An 18,833-nucleotide genomic window follows, 5' to 3' on the forward strand; every position below is an offset into this window, starting at 1 on the left:
TGTCCTCCAGATTGCGGTGGGACCAATGTGGCCTCCACCGCGTAATCTGGGAAATAGATTCTTCAGATGCTGATCATCTGTCGGGTAAATGTCTCCGCCGCAAGCGGCCTCGCTCTGGAGTCGTCGTGTCCCTCTCCGGCCTCGATCTCAATCTCATCCTGTCCCTGCGGGCCCTGCTGGAGGAGCGCAACGTCACCCGCGCCGGGCAGCGCGTCGGGCTCAGCCAGCCGGCGATGAGCGCGGCCCTGGCCCGCCTGCGCCGCCACTTCGACGACGACCTGCTCGCGCGCGTCGGCAAACAGTACGAACTGACCGCCCTCGGCCGCGCTCTGCTGGACCGCACCTCGACCGCCTGCGACCTGCTGGAACGGGTCTTCAGCAGCAGGGCCGACTTCGCCCCGGGCAGCGAGGAGCACGAGTTCACCCTGCTCACCTCCGACTACGCCCTCGCCGTGTTCGGCGCCGAGCTCGCCCGGACCGTGCACGCCGAGGCCCCGGGGGTACGGCTGCGCTTCCAGCGGACGCCCATCGACGTCACGGAGGACACCGCACCGCTGCTCAGCACGGCCGACGGGCTGCTGATGCCGCGCGGCATCATCGGCGGTTTCCCCGCCGTCGAGCTGTTCACCGACCGCTGGGCCTTCCTGGTGGCCGAGACGAACGACGAGGTCGGCGACCAGCTGACCATGGACGACCTGGCACGGCTGCCCTGGGTCATCTACCAGCGCGCCTACGACGCTCCGGCCGCCCGGCAGCTGAGCATGCTCGGTGTCGATCCCCACGTGGAGATCTCCGTCGACAGCTTCCAGGCGCTGCCCTTCCTGGTCGCCGGCACCCGCCGGATCGCTCTGGTGCAGCAGCGCCTGGCCGAGCTGCTGCGCGGCGTGGCCGCCGTACGCCTCATGGAACCTCCCTACGGGGCGGTGCCTCTCCAGGAGGCACTGTGGTGGCACCCGGTGCACACCCACGACGCGGCCCACATCTGGCTGCGCGAGACCGCGGCCCGCGTGGGGGCGGAGCTGGCCGCTTCCGATCCCGGCCGTATCGCCACGGTCGCATCGAGATAGCGGGTCCGTGCAGGTGCCTGGCATCCAAGGTCCGGATGATCCACATCTTCGATATCGATCGGATGAGGGCTAGGCAGGACCTGTCCGTTGGCCCATAGTCGTCTCCACCCGGCGCCGGAGCCACACCATCCCCCGCTGCCGGGACCGCGCAGGCGCCCGGCGAGCCGGCCCGCCGCGACGCCCGGCAGTCATCGGCACCCCGCTCCGAACCTGCCACGGGTACCGGGCGGCCCGACCACGACGGCCGCACCGCCCCGTCCCCCTCCCGACCCGCCACGTGGAGTTCCCGCATGCCTGCATCCGTGCCACCGCTCCCTTCCCCGCCGTCCGAAGCTGTCGCAGACGACCGACCCGAGCAGACCGTCTCCGGCCCCGGCCACCGGCTTCGCCTCACTCTGCTGATGGCTGGAAGCTGCCTGCCCATCCTGGGCGCCGTACTCATCGCCCCCGTCCTGCCGCAGATGCAGGCCCACTTCGCCGACGTGCCGGGCGTCGCCGCGCTCGTCCCCATGGCCCTGACCATCCCCGCCCTCTCCCTGGCGCTGCTGGCCCCGTTCGCCGGCGTCCTCGTCGACCGCCTCGGCCGCAAACGCCTGCTCGTCGTCTCGACCGTGCTGTACGCGATCCTCGGCACCGCCCCCCTGTGGCTGGACTCCCTCGGCGCCATCGTCGCCAGCCGCGCCCTCGTCGGTGTCGCCGAAGCCGCCATCATGACCTGCAGCACCACGCTGATCGGCGACTACTACTCCGGCCGGCAACGCGACCGCTACCTCGCGATGCAGACGATGTGCGCCTCGATCTCCGCGACGGCCTTCTTCGTGCTGGGCGGCGCGGCCGGATCGGCCGGCTGGCGCGCACCGTTCTGGGCCTACGCGGTGAGCCTGCTGCTCGCCCCGGCCATGGCCGCCTTCCTGCCGCGGCCCCGGCTGGCGGACCACGCGGACGAGCCCTCCCTCACCGCCTCGGAACCGATGGCCAAGAGACCCTTCCCCTGGCGTCCGCTGGCCGGCACCTGCGCGCTGACCCTCTTCGGCGCCATCCTCTTCTACACCGTCCAGGTGGAGATGGCATTCCTCCTGAACGACATGGGCGTGAGCAACCCCGGCGTGATCGGACTGGCCACAGCCGGCTCCAGTGCCGCGGTCGTGATCGGCGCCGCCGTCTTCGCCAAGGCCGGCCGCAGCCCGCAAGCCTGGCTGCCCACCGCCTTCGGCCTGTCCGCCCTCGGCTTCGCGGTGATCTGGCTCGCCCCCACCCCCGTCGTACTGACCGCCGGCGCGGTGATCAACTGCCTCGGCAGCGGCATCATGCTGCCGAGCCTGCTCACCCTCGCCATGTCCAAGCTCCACTACGCCGACCGCGGCCGCGGCACCGGCCTGTGGACGGGCTTCTTCTTCCTCGGCCAGTTCATCTGCCCGCTCGTGGTCCTCGCGCTCGCCTCCGCCGTCGGCACCCTGGCGAACGCCTTGGGCGTACTCGCCCTCGCCGGGGCCGCCGCCACCGCCGCACTCGGCCTCGCCGCCCGGCGCCACCGGACGGCCACCCCGGAACCGATGCAGCAGACGGCGGGCTGACCACGCGGCCCCGATCCACCACGAGAACCACACACCCGTCGAGATCGGCATCGCGGATTTCCCCGCGATGCCGATCGCCACGCGTTCCAAGGCGATCATCATCCTCAACCCGGCGGAACCCTCGCTGATCATGCGGGACACCATGCACTGCCTGGTCTCCGACTGCGCCACCGAGTCCGTCAGGGCGTCGGTCGAGGAGATGGTCGCGCTCGTGCAGGACTACGTGCCCGGCTATCGGCTCAAGCAGAAGGTGCAGTTCGCGAAGGTGGCGGCCGACGACCCGCTGCGCACCTTCGCCCCGGGCGCGGGCGAGGTCCTCAAGGTCTCCGTCTTCCTGGAGGTCGAGGGCGCCGCCGACTACCTCCCGGCCTACGCAGGAAACCTCGACATCATGACCTCGGCCGCGCTGCGCACCGCAGAACGCATGGCCGCACACCGTTCCACGGAGGTGGCCTGAAGATGGCCCGCCTGTACGTCCAGGACGTCACTCTGCGGGACGGCATGCACGCCGTCCGGCACCGCTACACCGTCGACCAGGCCGCTACGATCGCCGCCGCCCTGGACGCCGCCGGGGTGACCGCGATCGAGATCGCCCACGGCGACGGTCTGGCCGGCTCCAGCATCAACTACGGCGTCGGCGCCCATACGGACTGGGAGTGGATCGAGGCGGTGGTGGGCGCCGTGCGCCGGGCCGTCCCCACGACTCTTCTCCTGCCCGGCATCGGAACGGTCCACGACCTCAAGCAGGCGCACTCCCTGGGCATCCGCTCAGTGCGCGTCGCCACGCACTGCACCGAGGCCGACATCTCCGCCCAGCACATCGCCGCCGCGCGGGAGCTGGGGATGGACGTCGCCGGGTTCCTGATGATGTCCCACATGGCCGAACCGGCCGAACTCGCCCGCCAGGCGCGGCTCATGGAGTCGTACGGCGCTCACTGCGTCTACGTCACCGACTCCGGCGGCCGGCTCACCATGGACGATGTCCGCGACCGCTTCCGCGCCTACCGTGATGTCCTCGACCCGGCCACGGAGTTGGGCATCCACGCCCATCACAACCTCGCCCTGGGCGTAGCGAACACCGTCGTCGCCGTCGAGAGCGGCGCTGTCCGCGTCGACGCCTCGCTCGCCGGTCAGGGGGCAGGCGCGGGCAACTGCCCGCTCGAGGCTTTCATCGCGGTCGCCGACCTGATGGGCTTCGAGCACGGATGTGATCTGTTCCCGCTGATGGACACCGCCGACGATCTCGTACGTCCGCTGCAGGACCGCGAGGTGAGGGTGGACCGCGAGACGCTCAGCCTCGGCTACGCGGGCGTGTATTCCAGCTTCCTGCGCCACGCCGAGACCGCCGCCGCGCGCCACGGCCTGGACACCCGCAGCATCCTCGTCTAGGCCGGCAGACGGCGCATGGTCGGCGGCCAGGAGGACATGATCACCGACATCGCGTTGGATCTGGCCGCGCAGGCGGAAACCGCATCCTGACGCGCGGAGCCGAGGAGGAGCCGGTGCGCCGACGGCGCACCGGCCGCTCCCGCATGCACAGGGAGGGAGACCGGTCGGCGCGGGAGAAGGCCCGCCGGGCGCCGACAGTCCTCGCGGCCTGCGATGACTCCCCGCGAACGTTCCGCACCACCGGACTGTGAGCGCACCGGCAGGCCCCTGACCCTTGTTCCGCCCACACTTTGGAGCGTGGGCTCCAGTGTGGTGCGCCGGAAATCAGGATGCACGCACCTCAGTCTTTGCCAGTGCCCCGCTGAGCGGTGAGCGCAACCCGGGTCAGGAGGTCTCGAAACTGGGCCCGCTGTTCTTCGCTCAGCTCCCCAAGCAGCCGTGCTTCAGCGGCCGCGACATCAGTTCGCATGCGCTGCAGCTGCGATCGGCCTTCGTCCGACAGGATCACGTGGCGAGCCCGCCGGTCCTGCGGATTCGGGCGTCTCGACAGCAGACCCTGCCCCTCCAGGTCGTCGAGAAGGTAGGTCATCACCGTTCGGTCGAGACCGACCTGGCCGGCCAGTTCGAGTTGCGTGGGGGGTTTGTCCCCGGCCTCGGCCAATGCCATGAGCACCAAGTAGGCGCGTGATCCTCCGGGCAGCGTCTCTGAGGCGTCGGCCGCGGCGCGCCGAAGCGCCCCCGAGATCATGCGAATGGCCCATACCAGGTCGTTGTCCAAGGTAAGACACTTGGCGCTTTCGCCAGCTCGGCCGCGGGGTTCAGAGGACATCACATCACCGTAGCACCTTTCAGCAGGACGGCAGATAGTCTTGCATGCAGAACATCTTGTTTGCATAGTTTTCTGTGAGGCGGGGCACTCTGGCTCCGCGATGACGCAGCGGGTGGCGGGTCGCGGCCCGACTATGACAAGGAGACGTGCCATGGCCGTCAGTAACGAGTTGGCAGGGTGAAACGCCCTGGTGGCTTAAGCGACGTCGGGGATCGGGCGATGAGTTCGTCCCGACGGCGCACACTGGCGTCGCGAGTTTCGACCCGGCAGATCGCCGTCAACATGCGGGCCCCGTTCCTGCTGGTAGCGGCCTTGGTGCCCGGAGTGGTGCGGCGACAGAACAGATCGATCGTCCTGATCGGGTCGGGCCCGGCGCGAATCCCGGCTGCGGTCGGTGCGGCTTACGGCGCCTCGAAGGCCGGCACCGAGATGCTTGCTCGCTATTGGGCGATTGAGTTCGGTCCGTCGGATGTGCGAGTCAATGCGGTCTCCCTGACAACTGTCCACGTCGAGGGAGCGGCGGCGATGCTCGGCGGGCACGCGGCCGTGCCCGATGGGACAAACACGCGAGGGCGTGCCGGGGGGCCCGGAGCGAAATCGCCGATGTCGTCGGGCCCTCGCCCCTGGCTGCGCCGTTTCGGGAGGCGGCGGCGAGGGCTTGGTAGCCGCGAGGCCGCCGGGGATGCCTGTGGTGATGCGCCCGGCCCCCTTGGCGTAGGCGCGAAGCGCGACCCCGGCGCCCAGCCGAGATTCGACTGGAGTTCGTCGCGAACCACCGGCACCCGCGTCATGCCGGGCTGTTAGTCAGCTCACTTTTCTTGAAAGCAGATGTTCTGTTGTACATACTATCTGCATCACAGCCGAACTATGGAGGTACCGGCACCATGAACCTGTTCCGTCTCGACGCGAGCATCCGTACCGAAGGATCGGTGAGCCGCGCCCTCGCCGACACCGCCGAGCAGGCGTGGCTCGCCGAGCACCCGGGCGGCGTCGTGACCCGGCGCGACCTCGGGGTCCAGCCGCTGCCCGGGGACGCGTGGACGGCGCTCGCCCACGAAGTCGTCAACCCGGCCGCACCGGCCCCGGCCGAGGCGCACGAGCTCCTCGACCGTCTCGGCGCGGAACTGCTCGAGGCCGACGCGTTCCTGTTCGCGGTGCCGATGTACAACTGGAATGTGCCGGAACAAGTCAAGACCTGGATCGACCTGATCCTGAAGCACCCCCGGGTGGGGGTGCACGGTGACTGGCCGCTCAAGGGCAAGCCGGCGCTCCTGACGTTGAGCCGGGGCGGCGGCTACGGGCCCGGCACCCCGAAGGAGGGCTGGGACCACGCCACGCCCTACATGCGCACGATCCTGGCCGACGTCTTGGGCCTCGACCTGCAGATCGCCGAGGCGGAGCTGACCCACGCGTTCTGGAATCCGGAGATGGCGCACCTGCTAGGGCTGGCCGAAGAGTCGATGAAGACGGGGTACGAGCAGGCCGCCGAGCACGGGCTGCGGATCGCCAAGCTGAGCAGGGCCTGACCACCCCAGGGTCTGTCTCGTAGATCATCGCGCGCTGCGCGCACCCCCACGCGGCACCACGCGGACGGCCGCTCGCCACCGCACTGCTCCGCGAGACAGACCCTGGAACGATCGTTCTCAAGGCGTTCTCGAAAGGACTGCACATGGGCAATGCAGCCGCAGTGCGGGAGACGGCCGTTCCGTCGTCGGTCATGCAGAAGGCGTTCGATCTGCTGGAAGTGTTCCGTAACGGCCGCGTGTTGACGCTGAGTGAGGTGGCGCGCCGCGCCGGTCTGCTGAAGTCGACGGCCTACCGCGTCCTCGGGATGCTCGTCCAGGTGGGGGCGGTGGAACATGAGGGCACCGGCTACCGGATCGCGTTCCGGATGATGGCCCTCGGTGCGGCGTCGCCCGAAGGAGCGGTCCGCCACGTCGCGCTTCCGTGCCTGCTGGATCTGCACCGGGCCGTCGGGCACACCATCCATCTGTGCGTCCTGCGCGGCCCGGAGGTCGTCTACGTGGAGAAGCTGTACACGCCGCGGGCGCGGTTGTTCGCCACGGAGGTCGGGATGGCTCTGCCCGCTCACTGCACGAGTGTGGGCAAGGCACTGCTGGCCTACACGGACCCCGACCTGGTCGAGGCGACCACCACGGGCCGTCTGCGCGCGCTCACCGCGGCCTCGGTACGGGATCCGGCGCTACTCCGTCGTGAGCTGCGACGTGTCCGGCAGCGTGGGGTCGCCACCGACGTCGAGGAGGCGGTGCCCGGACGGTCGTGTGTGGCCATGCCGATCGTCCTCGGCGGCGAGGCGGTGGCGGCGGTGTCGATCGGTTTCCCCACCGAACACGGGTCGGCTGATGTGTTCGTGCCACCCCTGCGGCGGACGGTGTCGTCGATCGTCAGGGCACTGCCGGGTGTCCTGACGTGACGGGGGCGATCGCCGGGCGGTGCTCCTCCGCCTGCGAAGTGATCACGAACGCCGCTGAGCAGCTGATGGGGACTGACCGGGCCGTTCTTCGCTGCCTTGAAGAACCAGCTGACCGGCACCCGGTCCTCGCCGAGCAGGGCCGCTGCCCACACCGCGATCTTTGAGCGGATCGAGGACGGGTACAACGTGCACCGAGCGCATACCGCAGTCTCGCCGACTACGAGGCCGCGCTGGTGGCCTGACCACCACACCGATGGTGTGCGTCAACGTGGAACAAGTGCAGTCCCGTCTCGCTCACGAGGTGCGGGCACATGTGGAAACGGAGCTTCTGCGATGTCATGAGGTCGCCTTCTCGGTCGGAGCCAGCCGGGCGGCGGCGCGCGGGAAGACCGCATGCGCGTGGCCTCCCACGCCGGCCGCGACATCGGGGCCGAGCACGCCACAGGTCAGCAACGAGGTCATCGTCTGCCGCAGCACCGGTTCGCTCGCGCAGGGGGCGCCGAAGTCCGAGCCGTACACGATGTGGTCGGGGGAGGTGATGGCCAGCGCGGGGCCGAGCGCGTTCGGCGTGGCCGCCATCGCGGTGTCGTAGTAGAGAGCGGCGAAGGGGACTGGCAGCCGCCTATCTTGAGCGCCAGGCCGATCCTGGGATGACCGTCTTCGACATCCGGCTCGGCCTCACGGTCCTCGACGCGATTGGTTCCGCAGTGGTGCCCGCCGCGCAACGCATCGTCGAGGACCTCCACCGCAGGGCGACAGATACCGAAGACGGCTATGCGGCTGCGGCCTGCGAGAACCTGGCGCACCCTCTGTTCACTGCGATCGCCACGGACCAGCAAGTACAGGACTGCCGCGCTCTGGTGCGTTCCTGTGCCCTCGGGACGGCGGCCACCCCGGATGCGCTGAAAGAACTGACGGCTGCTCTGCGGGCCAGTGACAGTGTGATCCGGGGGAGCCTCGCAAGCCCCTGAGCGATTGCAGCCTCAGCCGACCCCGCCCAGTCTCTCGGTGCCCTTGGGCCGCATTACGTGGACACACTGGGAGTGCAGGCACATTACGGCTGTTCCCCGCGTTGAAGGACTTCCCATCGCCGTCGGATGATGCTGATCCGTCGGGCGATATCCGGTAGATCAACTCTCCGTCCGCTCACGCAAACGGCCCCGGACGAGAAGTCCGAGGCCGAGGAGAACCCCTCCCTGGAGGAGAAACCCCAGGTCAGAGCGGTAAATGCGTTGTGCCCCCGGCAGGATTCGAACCTGCGACACCCGCTTTAGGAGAGCGGTGCTCTATCCCCTGAGCTACGAAGGCGAGGATCTCCGCGAGATCCGGCGACTAGCCTAGCGGATAAGGGATCGGCAGTGGGCAGTCCCTCGTTTCCGCAGGCCAGAAGACGCCCCGTGCAGGGCTAGGCCGGCCGAGGCCCTGTGCCGGATGCCCACGCCGGCGCTACCGTCGGCGCCCGCCACCCCGAGGCACCCGCACTCGCCGACCGACCCGAATCCGGCGCGCCTGCGCCCGGACCCGGTCAACGCCCCCGGTACGCCACTAGGGCCGGTCCGGCGGATCATGCCGGCGTCGCGGGGTCTGGCACGCCCATCTGCGGCGTTGTCGTCGGTTACCGACTCCCCCACGCTCGAACTTCGCTCGTGCGGGGGGACCCCCATCGCGTCGACTCCCTCCTCCGCCTTGCAGCTGGACGCTCCCCCACGCTCGAACCGGCTTCGCTCGGCTCGCGCGGGAGGTACCCCCATCGCCCCCGCTCACCTGCACTGACGAGGTGCCGTTCCTTGCAGCCGGCCTGATCCGCCGGGCAGGCCCTAGCTGACCCGCTGCATCGCCTTCCGATGCCGTTCCGCCATCGCGGAGCCGGACTCTCGGCGGGCCATCCTTCGGAGTACGGGTGGTGCGAGGAGTAGCCCGGCGGCCGCCCAGGCGCCCAGTGCGCCGGCTGTCTCCAGGTGGCGCCAGGATTCGCCGAGCTCGGCGGTGACCGCGGCGGCCGGGAGGAGGGCCGAGCGGAGGCCGAGGCCGAGCCAGTAGACGGGGAAGATCTGGCCGACGGTCTGGAGCCACTCGGGCAGCTTTGAGAGGGGGAAGTAGATTCCGGAGATCACGATGAGGCCCATGACCGGAAGCATCAGCAAGCCGATGGTGCGGGGGCTGTCGACGAGGGAGCCGATGACGGCGCCGATGGGCAGGGTGGCCAGGAGGCCCAGTGGGACCACCCAGAGCAGCGTCAGCCATGCTCCGCCGCCCTGCCGGGCAACGTCTTCGACCAGGAACACGCCGGCGGCAAGGGCTAGTGCCATGGAGGCGAGGGCCGTACCCGACACCATGACGATCTTGCCGACCAGGTGGCCGACCATGCCGTGAGGCACGGATTTGGCCCGCAGCAGGGTGCCGTCCTCGCGCTCGGTGGCCAGTAGCTGCGCGGTGGTCATCATGCCGGTGAAGGCGAGCGTCATCCCCACCATGCTCGGCAGCATGAACGCGCCGACCGAGATGCTGGCACCCTTCAGCTGATCGTCCCTGACCAGGAACAGCGGCACGATGAGCAGGACCGTCCAGAGGACGTATCCGAACACGTCCTGGCCGGTGGTGAAGGTCTGCCGCAGTTCCGTGCAGCCACGCCGTACTCCCGCTCGCGCCGCGTTCCACACCGGACTCATCGCGATCCCTCCCCGAAGGCCTGTGCCGCGCGCTCGCCGGAGATGCTCCCCGCCTCCGACTCGCGCACCATCGTCAGGTAGGTGTCCTCCAGGCTCGCCCGGCGCACCTCCAGCCCGCCGATCGCCTCGCCGTGCTCCTCGAACAGCCGGCGGACGAAGGAGGTCGGCTCGGCCGTCGCCTGCTCGTAGGGCTTCCCGTCCCGGGTCCAGCGCACGGTGGCCTCGGCCGATGCCTGCCGGGACAGCTCCTCGGCGGGGCCGTCGGCCACGATGCGGCCACCGGCCAGAATGAGGATCCGGTCGGCGAGCTTCTCCGCCTCGGCAAGGTCGTGCGTGGTCAGCAGAACCGTGGTGTTCTCGTCCGCGAGCCCGCGCACCAGGCCGTGGAATTCGATCCTGGCCTCGGGATCCAGACCGGCCGTCGGCTCGTCCAGGAACAGCAGCTCGGGTCGGCCGACAATGCCGATGGCCACGTCGAGACGTCTGCGCTGCCCGCCCGACAGGGTCCCGACCCGCTTGTTCGCCTGCTCCGTGAGCCCCACGGCGGCGATGAGGTCGTCGATGTCCCACGGCCGCCGTACGAGGGGTGTGGAGTACGGCGCGTAGTACGAACCCAGCTGTGCCAGCAGCTCCCGCACCCGCCACTTGCCGTGGTCGCGCCAGGACTGCAACACGATGCCCAGGCGCGCACGCCACCGCTCGTCCCCGCGAGCCGGATCGGTGCCGAGGACGGTCACGTCACCGGCCGAGCGCATCCGGAAGCCTTCCAGGATCTCGATCGTGGTCGTCTTGCCCGCGCCGTTCGGGCCGAGCAGTACGACGACTTCCCCTCGACGGGCCGAGAAGCCGACCCCCTTCAGTACGTCCTGGCTGCGGTAGCGCATCCGCAGATCGCGTACGTCGATGACCGTGTCGTTCTCCGGCGGTGGACTGCTCCCGGCCCCGGACAGGGCGTGAGCGGTCTTCATAGGTGTTCCCCCGGTCAGTCTGTCTTCTCGCGGTCGTCACCCACGATCGTCTGCGGCCGGTCGTGGCCGCCTCGCAGCGACTGTCCGGGCCCTACCCGGTCGAACACATTACCTAACGTTTACCTGCGTGCCGATACATGAGAGCGGCGGCGAGGCTGCCCCACTCATCGCGGACGAGGCTGCCTCCCGCCGCCGTGATCCCCCTCGGGATCGGTCAGCGCGTCCCCTTCGCCGCGAAGTCCGCGACCTCGTCGACGTTGTCCTTGGTGATGAAGGCCGGTCCGGTGAGGACGGGGGCGGTGCCGCCGCCGCTGAAGTTGCCGTTGGTCTTGTAGAGCCAGAGGGCGTCGACGGACAGGTAGCCCTGGAGGTAGGGCTGTTGGTCGACGGCGAATTCGACCGTGCCGTCCTGGACGGCCTTGACGAGCTCCTTGTTGAGGTCGAAGGTCGCGACCTTGGCGTCGGTGCCCGCGTCGGACACGGACTGCACGGCGGTGAGGGCGATCTGGGCGCCGAGGGTGACGACCTGGTCGATGGAGCTGTCCTGCTTGAGCTTGGCGGTGATCGTCGACTTCACGGACGGCATGTCGGTGCCGTTGACGTAGAGGGTGTCGGTCTTGCCCTTGAAGCCCTTTTCCAGGCCGGCGCAGCGGGCCTCCAGGGCGACCTGTCCCTGTTCCTGGATGACACAGACGGCGTGCTTCGCGCCGAACTCGTTGAGCCGCTCGCCGAAGGCCTGGCCGGCGATGTTCTCGTCCTGGCCGAAGTACTCGAGCATGCCGAGCTCCTTCCAGTCGCTGACACCGGAGTTGAAGCCGACGACCGGGATGCCGGCCGCCTCGGCCTTGGCCACCACGTCCTTCATGGCCTCCGGCTTGGCGGCGGTGAGGGCGATGCCGTCGACCTTCTGGTCGATGGCGTTCTGCACGAGGTTGGCCTGGTTGCCGGCGCTGGGATCGCTGGAGTAGACGAGCTTGATGTTGTCCTTGGCGGCGGCGGCCTGGGCGCCCTTGCGGATGAGGTCCCAGAACGTGTCGCCGGGCGACGCGTGGGTGATCATGGCCACCGTCATCCGGGGGGTGTTCGCCTTGCCCGCCGAGGCGGCCGCGCCCTCCTCCTCGGACTTCTTGCCGCCCGAGCTGCTGGAGCAGCCCGCGGCGAACAGGACGCCGGCCAGTGCGGTGGCGGTGAGTGTGGCGGCTCGTTGGTGTCTGCGCATGTCCCATGCACCTCGCTGTGCGGTCCGGGTGACTAGAGCGCTTTATTAGCGCGCTCTAGTGCCAAGTGCCACGTACTATGAGGCCGCCCTCGAGGGCTGTCAATGGATATGTCAGGACGTCTCTACAAGGGTCTCTACTAGGCCGGAAGGGGAGCGAGTGGTGTGCGTGCCCCTCACGCCACCGACACCCGCGTGAACCTCCCCGCCACATGCAGGTCCGCCTCGATGCCCGCCGCCGTCGCCCTCAGCTCGGGCAGGATGTCGTGGACGCATTCGTCGGCGGTGTGCCGGGCCGCGTGCATCGCGACGTTCACCGCGGCCACCACCCGGCCCGTGCGGTCACGGACCGGCACCGCGATCGAGCGCAGGCCCTCCTCCAGCTCCTCGTCGACCAGGGCGTAGCCCTGCGCACGGACCTCGTCCAGGATCGCGGAGAGCGCCGAGGGGCCCGTGACCGTGCGCGGAGTCAGGGCCCTCAACTCGCCCAGTGCGCGCGCCTCTTCAGGTACGTCGGCGAGCATCACCCGCCCCATCGAGGTCGCGTACGCCGGCAGCCGCGTCCCCACCGTGATGTTGACGCTCATCACCCGGATCGTGGCCACCCTGGCCGTGTACTGGATCTCCTCGCCCGACGGCGACAGGACGGCCAGGGACGCCGACTCGTGGACCCGGGTGGAGAGGTCGGCCAGGTGCGGGGTCGCGATCTGGGAGAGGGTCGTGCGGGAGAGGGGCGGAAAGCCCAGGGAGAGGACCCTCGGGGTGAGCGTGAACGTGCGGTGCGGACCCGGCCGTACGAGCCCCAGATGCTCGTATGTGATCAGCGCCCGGCGGGCCGTCGCCCGTGCCAGGCCCGTCGCCTTCGCGACCTCCGTCAGGGTCAGCTCCGCGCGGCCCTCGCCGAAGGCCGTCAGGACGGTCAGGCCGCGGGCCAGGGATTCCACGAACTCCCTCCCCAGCTCCTGCTTCGACGCCCCCGTCCAGGTCGCAAGCCCCGACGGCGGCGCGGTCGGCTCCGGCGGCGGGGACTCGCGCAGCTCGCGTTCCATGTCCGTCACCGCCGCCCGCAGCCGGGGCAGGAGCGTGTCGCGCAGACCGGCGGCGGTATGGCGGCTGGTGTGGCTCACCACGCTTGCCACACAGGCGACTTGGCCGGTGCGGGGATCGCGTACGGGTACGGCCACCGCGACCAGGCCCGGTTCGATCAGTTGGTCGTCCAGCGCCCAGCCGTCCGCCGCCGCTTGTGCCGCCCGGTGCTCGAACTCCTCGTCGGGGTGGGTGTGTTCGCGTGGCGGTACGGCGGGAAAGGCCTGGTCCTGCGGGTCCGCCGCCCGGCGTGCGCGCCAGCGCGCCCAGTCGTCGTCGCTCCACTCGGCGGCGAACAGCGGTCCGGGCGCGGTGCGTTCGGCCGGGAGCAGGTCGCCGATGCGGAAGCTGAGGGACATCGCGCGGCGGCGGGTGGCCTGGTGGATGAAGCGGATGCCGTCGCGGTCGCCCACCGCGAGCGACACCGACTCGTCGAGTTCGTCGGCGAGTTCGTCGGCGCGGACGGCGAGGAGGGCCGGCAGGCGCAGGGCGGACAGGTACGCGTTGCCCAGTTCCATCAGGCGCGGGGTGAGGACCGCCTCCCGGCCGTCGAGACGGACGTACCCCATGCGCGCGAGCGTCGAGGTGATCCGGTCGATGGTGGAGCGGGCGAGTCCGGTGGCCCGTTCCAGGCCGCTCGGGCTCAGTGTGCCGCCCGCCTCGGTCAGGTGCCGCAGCACGGCGATCCCGCGCATCAGCGGGGTGACCGCCTCGGCCGGTACGGCGGCGGGCTGGCCGGTCGCCCCGAGGGCGGCGGTCGTGGTGTTCGCGGGCATCGGCTCTCCGGTACGGCGGTCGCGGCAGGCCTACGGTAATCCGCGCCCGTTTCTTCCGGCCCCGTGCGCGTTTCCGTTCCCCCAGCCCCGCAGGCAGAGAGTTCCGCGATGGGTGGTCGGTCGTCTGCGGGTTCGTCGTGGCTGGTCGCGCAGTTCCCCGCGCCCCTGGGGCGCGGGACTTCCGTCACTTCCGCGTCGGCCGTGGGCCCCGTGTCACCCGCACCCGGTGCTCCCCGCCGGGATCCGCTTCCGTCACCGCGATCCGGATGCCGTGTCGAGGGTCCCGGAAGTCCTGGCCCTGGGTGAAGGGCGCGTCGGAGAGTTCCGCGTGGACGTTCGGGCTGCGGGTGCAGCCGCCGCTGTCCCGGCGTGAGTCGTACACCGTCACCGGTCCGCGGCCGGTGTCCACGGTCGCGTCGACCTTGTAGATCAGGACGCCGGGTCGGCAGACCGCCTCGTCGTTGCCGCCGCGGGTGCGCAGTTCGACCGCGTAGCCGGTGCGGGCGTCGAGCGGGACGAAGACCAGCTTGGGGCCGCCGGCGCGGGACAGGGGGGTGAGCGTGTGGTCGCTGGTGCCGGTGTCGGCCGCGCAGCTGACCTGGGTGGCGTCCAGCCAGCCCAGTTTCCATTTGTGCCAGCCGAGGAAGTCGTTGTTGGCGCCCCAGTCCTCGCTCATGATGTCCCAGTGGCCGACCGCGGCCCCGCCTTCCTGGGTGTAGAGGTCGGGCAGGCCGAAGACATGGCCGTTCTCATGGGGCAGGACGCGGTAGCCGGTCTTGCCGTAGGTGCCGGAGCCGTCGTCCTGGCGGGAGTAGACGAAGGACGCGTTCGCCACCGGCCTGCCGTCCGCGACGGGCGCCTCGGTGTTGCCGGCGAAGGTCACCGACAGGACGGTGTCCAGCGCGGAGGGGCCGGCGTTCGGGGTGATCAGCACGTTCAGGAAGTCGTACGACGTGAAGTCGACCTTGGGATCGGCGGCGGCGACGAGGTCCTGGACCAGCTCGCGGTAGCCGGGGTCGAAGGGGGCGCCGCGTTCTATGCCGTACGCCCGGAACGGCTTCGGCATGCGCAGCCACTGGCGTATGGGCGTCGCGGGGCGGTAGTCCAGGCGGCCGTAGGAACTGGTGCGGAACCATTCCTGGGTCTGCGGGAAGAACTCGGCGTAGCGGTCGAGCGCGGTGCCCTGGCCGGGGGCGTCGGAGAAGTCGATCATGAGGGTGAGGGCGCGGACGGTGCCGGTGGAGCGGGAGTAGCCGCGGGGGGTCGGGACGCCCTCCGACATCTGGACCTGGGGGCCGCCGGTGATCATGCAGGGGCCGTGGGCGGCGGAGCGGGCCAGGGCGATCGAGCCGGCGCCGACCGTCGTCGGGGTCGCCGCCAGGTGCCCCGTACCGGCCGAGTTGCTGACCGCGAAGGTCAGGACGGTCACGGACGCGAGGGCGGCCAGGCGGCGCGGGCGTATCCGACGGATGGCGGTCGGCTGCGGCATGCACGGCCCCCTTCGCTCCGGGCAGCCACAGGTCACGGACTGCGCCCTTTCGATCACCCTGGGGCGGGGGGTGGGGCGGGCGCGCGCTGGAGGGGCCGAACGTGCGTTTCCCGCCGGTAGGGATGTGACTCAGGTCACAGGAAGATTCCTCGAGAGCGGGAAATAACCGGGGATCGTTTCCCCGTTTAGACCTGTGTCCGCGCGAAACGGGGAAAGCCTCCCCGGATCGCACAGAGTCAATCGAGGAGTACGCCGTGCAGACCGCGACCCCCGTGCAGAAGAAGGTGACCCGGCCGCGCGCCGACGCCCTGCGCAACCGGGAGCGGATCGTCACCGCCGCCCGCGAGATGTTCACCGAGTTCGGCCCTGATGTGCCGCTCGATGAGATCGCCCGCCGGGCCGGCGTCGGCAACGCCACGGTGTACCGCAACTTCCCCGACCGCGAAGCGCTGGTCCGCGAGGTCGTCTGCTCGGTCATGGACCGTACGGCGGAGGCCGCGCACCAGGCGCTCGCGGAGACCGGGGACGCCTTCGAGGCGCTGGAGCGCTTTGTGCACGCCGCCGCCGACGAGCGGATCAGCGCGCTGTGCCCGATGATCTCCAGCGCCTTCGACCAGCACCACCCCGACTTGGTGGCGGCGCGGGAACGGGTCGAGCAGCTCATCGAAGAGGTCATGGAGCGCGCCCAGAAGGCGGGCCAGCTCCGCCCCGATGTGGCCGTCGGCGACGTGATGCTCGCCGTGGCCCAGCTCAGCCGGCCGCCGGCCGGTGTCGGCTGTATGAGCCTCGACCGCTTCGTCCACCGGCACCTGCAGCTCTTCCTGGACGGACTGCGGGCCCCGGCTCGCTCGGTCCTGCCGGGGGTGGCATCGACGATGGAGGACCTGCGGAGCCCAGCCTGACCGATTAGTTCAGCGCCTCGCGCCAGTCAGTCACGACACACAGCTTCCGGCCGTCAGTGACGACGAGCCGTTCCCTTGACCAGTCGTTCCCTTACTTCACCGTTTTTCCGTCCCGAAGTCCCGAAGTGGGTATCCCCATGTCTGAAACAGCCTCAAAGGCTCCCGGCGCCCCGGCCTCGTCCGGCGACGCCAACCGCTGGAAAGCGCTCGTCTTCATAGCGCTCGCCCAGCTGATGGTCGTGCTCGACGCGACCATCGTGAACATCGCGCTGCCCTCCGCCCAGCAGGACCTGGGCATCTCCGACGGCAACCGGCAGTGGGTCGTCACGGCCTACGCCCTCGCCTTCGGCGGACTGCTGCTGTTCGGCGGCCGGGTCGCCGACCTGTGGGGCCGGAAGCGCGCCTTCGTGGTCGGTCTGATCGGCTTCGCCGCGGCCTCCGCGCTCGGCGGTGCGGCCACCAACGAGGCCATGATGTTCGGCGCCCGTGCCCTCCAGGGCGTGTTCGGCGCACTGCTCGCGCCCGCCGCGCTCTCCCTGCTCGCCGTGATGTTCACGGACGCCAAGGAGCGCGCCAAGGCGTTCGGCATCTACGGCGCGATCGCCGGTGGTGGCGGTGCCGTGGGCTTCATCCTCGGCGGTGTGCTGACCGAGTACATGGACTGGCGCTGGACGTTCTTCGTGAACATCCCGTTCGCGATCGTCGCCGCGCTCGGCGCGTACTTCGTCATCCGTGAGCCGGAGGGCGGCCGCAACCGCAACCCGCTCGACATCCCCGGCGTCCTGCTCTCCACCCTCGGCCTGGTCGCGCTGGTCTACGGCTTCACGCGCGCCGAGTCCGACGGCTGGGGCGACTCGGTGACCGTCGGCATGTTCGTCGCGTCGGTGGTCCTGCTGATCGCGTTCGTCATCACCGAGGCCAAGGTCAAGGCCCCGCTGCTGCCGCTGCGCGTGATCACCGACCGCAACCGCGGCGGGATCTACCTCTCGCTCGGTATCGCGATCATCGCGATGTTCGGCACCTTCCTGTTCCTCACCTACTACCTGCAGATCGTGAAGGGCTACACGCCGATCAAGACCGGCTTCGCCTTCATGCCGATGATCGTCGGCATGATGGTCGGCTCGACCCAGATCGGTACCCGTCTGATGACCCGCGTCCCGGCGCGGATGCTGATGGGCCCCGGCTTCCTGGTCGCCGCGATCGGCATGCTCCTGATGACGCAGCTGGAGATCGGCTCGTCGTACAACTCGACGATCCTGCCGGCGATGCTGCTGCTCGGTCTCGGTATGGGTACGGCCTTCATGCCGGCCATGTCCCTGGCCACCCTGGGCGTCGAGCCCCGGGACTCCGGTGTCGCCTCCGCGATGGTCAACACCTCGCAGCAGGTGGGCGGCGCGATCGGTACGGCTCTGCTGAACACGATCGCCGCGTCGGCCACGACCACCTACATCGCGGACCACATCGGCTCGGCGACCTCCAGCTCCCAGCAGCAGCTGGTCCAACTGCAGGGTCAGGTGCACGGCTACACCAACGCCATCTGGTTCGCCGTCGGCATGCTGGTCCTCGCCGCGGTCCTCGTCATGGTCCTCGTCAACGCCGGCAAGCCCGACACCTCTGCGGTGGCCGGATCGGCCGAAGGCGTCGAGGATGAGGTGGCGGTACCCGTCGTCGCCCACTGAGCCGACGACACCCCTTCGGGACCGACTCGTACGTACGGGGGAGGGGACGCTCTCGTACGTACGACTCCCAGGACCTGCCCCCGACTCCGCGCACCGGAGCCGGGGGCAGGTCCGCACCCTTTTGTGGCTCAGCGGAGCCAGGGCAGATCTGCCCCCGCCTCGCTCGGCTGCAGTCCCTCCGCGATGATCTGCATGATCTCGCCGAGGGACTTCTGCTGCTCCGGGGTGAGCCGGTCGAACAGGGCCTGGCGTACGGCCTCGACATGACCCGGCGCGGTGCGGCGCAGCACCTCCGCGCCCTCCTCCGTCAGCACCGCGAACTGCCCCCGCTTGTCGGAGGGGCAGTCCTCCCGCCGTACCCACCCGTTCTTCTCCAGACGCGCGATGGCGTGGGAGAGCCGGGACCGGGTGATCTTCGCATTCATGGCCAGCTCGGTCATCCGCAACCGGTGCTGGGGGGACTCGGCAAGGGCGACCAGAAGGCCGTAGTAGATGTGCGGCATGCCCGCGTCACGCTGGAGCTGGCGGTCGAGGTGGTCCTCGAGAAGCGTGGTGGCGTGCAGGTAGAAGCGCCAGGTGCGCTGCTCGTCAGCGGTGAGCCAGCGGGGCTCCTCGGCTGCGGGCGCTACTTCGGTGGATGCGGGTGCCGTGTTCATGTACTCCACTGTACGAGGGCTCTCCTTGAAGGTTAAACAAACGAGGCGTAGGATTCAGAAGGGATGTTTTAGATTTTAAGCAATAGCTTCGAGCAGCAG

General features: G+C 69.8%; 15 protein-coding genes, 1 tRNA gene and 3 pseudogenes. 10 read left to right on the forward strand and 9 right to left on the reverse strand.

The features are described 5' to 3' along the window. Positions 1 to 125 precede the first annotated feature (125 nt). From AB0I98_RS08925 to dmpG, 4 genes and pseudogenes are all read left to right on the forward strand, one after another. Entirely contained in the window at positions 126 to 1,067 is a 942-nt protein-coding gene (locus tag AB0I98_RS08925) for a LysR family transcriptional regulator (RefSeq protein WP_362937453.1), read from the forward strand. A 290-nt stretch (positions 1,068 to 1,357) separates the two neighbouring features. Then, positions 1,358 to 2,641: an MFS transporter gene (locus tag AB0I98_RS08930; RefSeq protein WP_362937456.1), complete on the forward strand. Its 1,284-nt coding sequence runs from the start codon at positions 1,358 to 1,360 to the stop codon at positions 2,639 to 2,641. A gap of 76 nt (positions 2,642 to 2,717) precedes the next feature. After that, a pseudogene (locus tag AB0I98_RS08935) lies at positions 2,718 to 3,098 on the forward strand (acetaldehyde dehydrogenase (acetylating)); the annotation flags it as partial. A 2-nt stretch (positions 3,099 to 3,100) separates the two neighbouring features. Further along, positions 3,101 to 4,120: pseudogene (gene dmpG, locus AB0I98_RS08940) on the forward strand (4-hydroxy-2-oxovalerate aldolase). Positions 4,121 to 4,370: 250 nt separating this feature from the next. Here the strand turns inward: dmpG and AB0I98_RS08945 are convergent. Beyond that, positions 4,371 to 4,808 (reverse strand): MarR family transcriptional regulator, encoded by a 438-nt coding sequence (locus AB0I98_RS08945; protein WP_362937458.1) that lies wholly within the window; start codon positions 4,806 to 4,808, stop codon positions 4,371 to 4,373. Between the two features lie 333 nt (positions 4,809 to 5,141). On the opposite strand from AB0I98_RS08945, the gene AB0I98_RS08950 reads away from it, so the two are divergent. The 3 genes from AB0I98_RS08950 (at position 5,142) to AB0I98_RS08960 (ending at position 7,293) form a co-directional block, all read left to right on the forward strand. Continuing rightward, on the forward strand, positions 5,142 to 5,663 hold the full coding sequence (locus AB0I98_RS08950) for an SDR family oxidoreductase (protein WP_362937754.1): 522 nt from the start codon (positions 5,142 to 5,144) through the stop codon (positions 5,661 to 5,663). 80 nt (positions 5,664 to 5,743) lie between these two features. Beyond that, positions 5,744 to 6,385 (forward strand): NAD(P)H-dependent oxidoreductase, encoded by a 642-nt coding sequence (locus tag AB0I98_RS08955; RefSeq protein ID WP_362937461.1) that lies wholly within the window; start codon positions 5,744 to 5,746, stop codon positions 6,383 to 6,385. 143 nt (positions 6,386 to 6,528) lie between these two features. Next, positions 6,529 to 7,293: an IclR family transcriptional regulator gene (locus AB0I98_RS08960; protein WP_362937464.1), complete on the forward strand. Its 765-nt coding sequence runs from the start codon at positions 6,529 to 6,531 to the stop codon at positions 7,291 to 7,293. A gap of 336 nt (positions 7,294 to 7,629) precedes the next feature. On the opposite strand, the gene AB0I98_RS08965 is transcribed toward AB0I98_RS08960, so the two are convergent. Further along, on the reverse strand, positions 7,630 to 7,872 hold the full coding sequence (locus tag AB0I98_RS08965; protein ID WP_362937467.1) for a hypothetical protein: 243 nt from the start codon (positions 7,870 to 7,872) through the stop codon (positions 7,630 to 7,632). Between the two features lie 32 nt (positions 7,873 to 7,904). Between AB0I98_RS08965 and AB0I98_RS08970 the strand changes: the two are divergent. Continuing rightward, positions 7,905 to 8,264 (forward strand): annotated as a pseudogene (locus AB0I98_RS08970) (hypothetical protein); the annotation flags it as partial. 264 nt (positions 8,265 to 8,528) lie between these two features. Here AB0I98_RS08970 and AB0I98_RS08975 read toward each other — a convergent pair. The 6 genes from AB0I98_RS08975 to AB0I98_RS09000 all read right to left on the reverse strand — a co-directional run bounded on the left by AB0I98_RS08975 (position 8,529) and on the right by AB0I98_RS09000 (position 15,497). Then, positions 8,529 to 8,601, reverse strand: a tRNA-Arg gene (locus AB0I98_RS08975). A 509-nt stretch (positions 8,602 to 9,110) separates the two neighbouring features. Then, entirely contained in the window at positions 9,111 to 9,962 is an 852-nt protein-coding gene (locus AB0I98_RS08980; RefSeq protein ID WP_362937470.1) for an ABC transporter permease, read from the reverse strand. Continuing rightward, a complete protein-coding gene (locus tag AB0I98_RS08985; protein WP_362937473.1) occupies positions 9,959 to 10,930 on the reverse strand; it encodes an ABC transporter ATP-binding protein in 972 nt (323 codons plus the stop codon). The genes AB0I98_RS08980 and AB0I98_RS08985 overlap by 4 nt, the downstream gene beginning before the upstream one ends. A gap of 214 nt (positions 10,931 to 11,144) precedes the next feature. Beyond that, entirely contained in the window at positions 11,145 to 12,149 is a 1,005-nt protein-coding gene (locus tag AB0I98_RS08990) for a sugar ABC transporter substrate-binding protein (RefSeq protein WP_362937476.1), read from the reverse strand. Between the two features lie 173 nt (positions 12,150 to 12,322). Next, positions 12,323 to 14,008, reverse strand: coding sequence for an IclR family transcriptional regulator C-terminal domain-containing protein (locus AB0I98_RS08995; protein WP_362937479.1), 1,686 nt, complete (start codon positions 14,006 to 14,008; stop codon positions 12,323 to 12,325). Between the two features lie 184 nt (positions 14,009 to 14,192). Continuing rightward, positions 14,193 to 15,497 (reverse strand): M6 family metalloprotease domain-containing protein, encoded by a 1,305-nt coding sequence (locus AB0I98_RS09000; RefSeq protein ID WP_362937481.1) that lies wholly within the window; start codon positions 15,495 to 15,497, stop codon positions 14,193 to 14,195. Between the two features lie 254 nt (positions 15,498 to 15,751). Between AB0I98_RS09000 and AB0I98_RS09005 the strand changes: the two genes are divergently transcribed. Further along, a complete protein-coding gene (locus AB0I98_RS09005; protein WP_362937484.1) occupies positions 15,752 to 16,399 on the forward strand; it encodes a TetR/AcrR family transcriptional regulator in 648 nt (215 codons plus the stop codon). A gap of 137 nt (positions 16,400 to 16,536) precedes the next feature. After that, positions 16,537 to 18,078, forward strand: a complete 1,542-nt coding sequence (locus tag AB0I98_RS09010; protein WP_362937487.1) for an MFS transporter — start codon at positions 16,537 to 16,539, stop codon at positions 18,076 to 18,078. Positions 18,079 to 18,206: 128 nt separating this feature from the next. Here the strand turns inward: AB0I98_RS09010 and AB0I98_RS09015 are convergent, their stop codons facing one another. Next, positions 18,207 to 18,734: a MarR family transcriptional regulator gene (locus AB0I98_RS09015; RefSeq protein WP_362937490.1), complete on the reverse strand. Its 528-nt coding sequence runs from the start codon at positions 18,732 to 18,734 to the stop codon at positions 18,207 to 18,209. Positions 18,735 to 18,833 lie beyond the last annotated feature (99 nt).

The organism is Streptomyces sp. NPDC050211, from assembly GCF_040656035.1.
GTDB lineage: Bacteria > Actinomycetota > Actinomycetes > Streptomycetales > Streptomycetaceae > Streptomyces.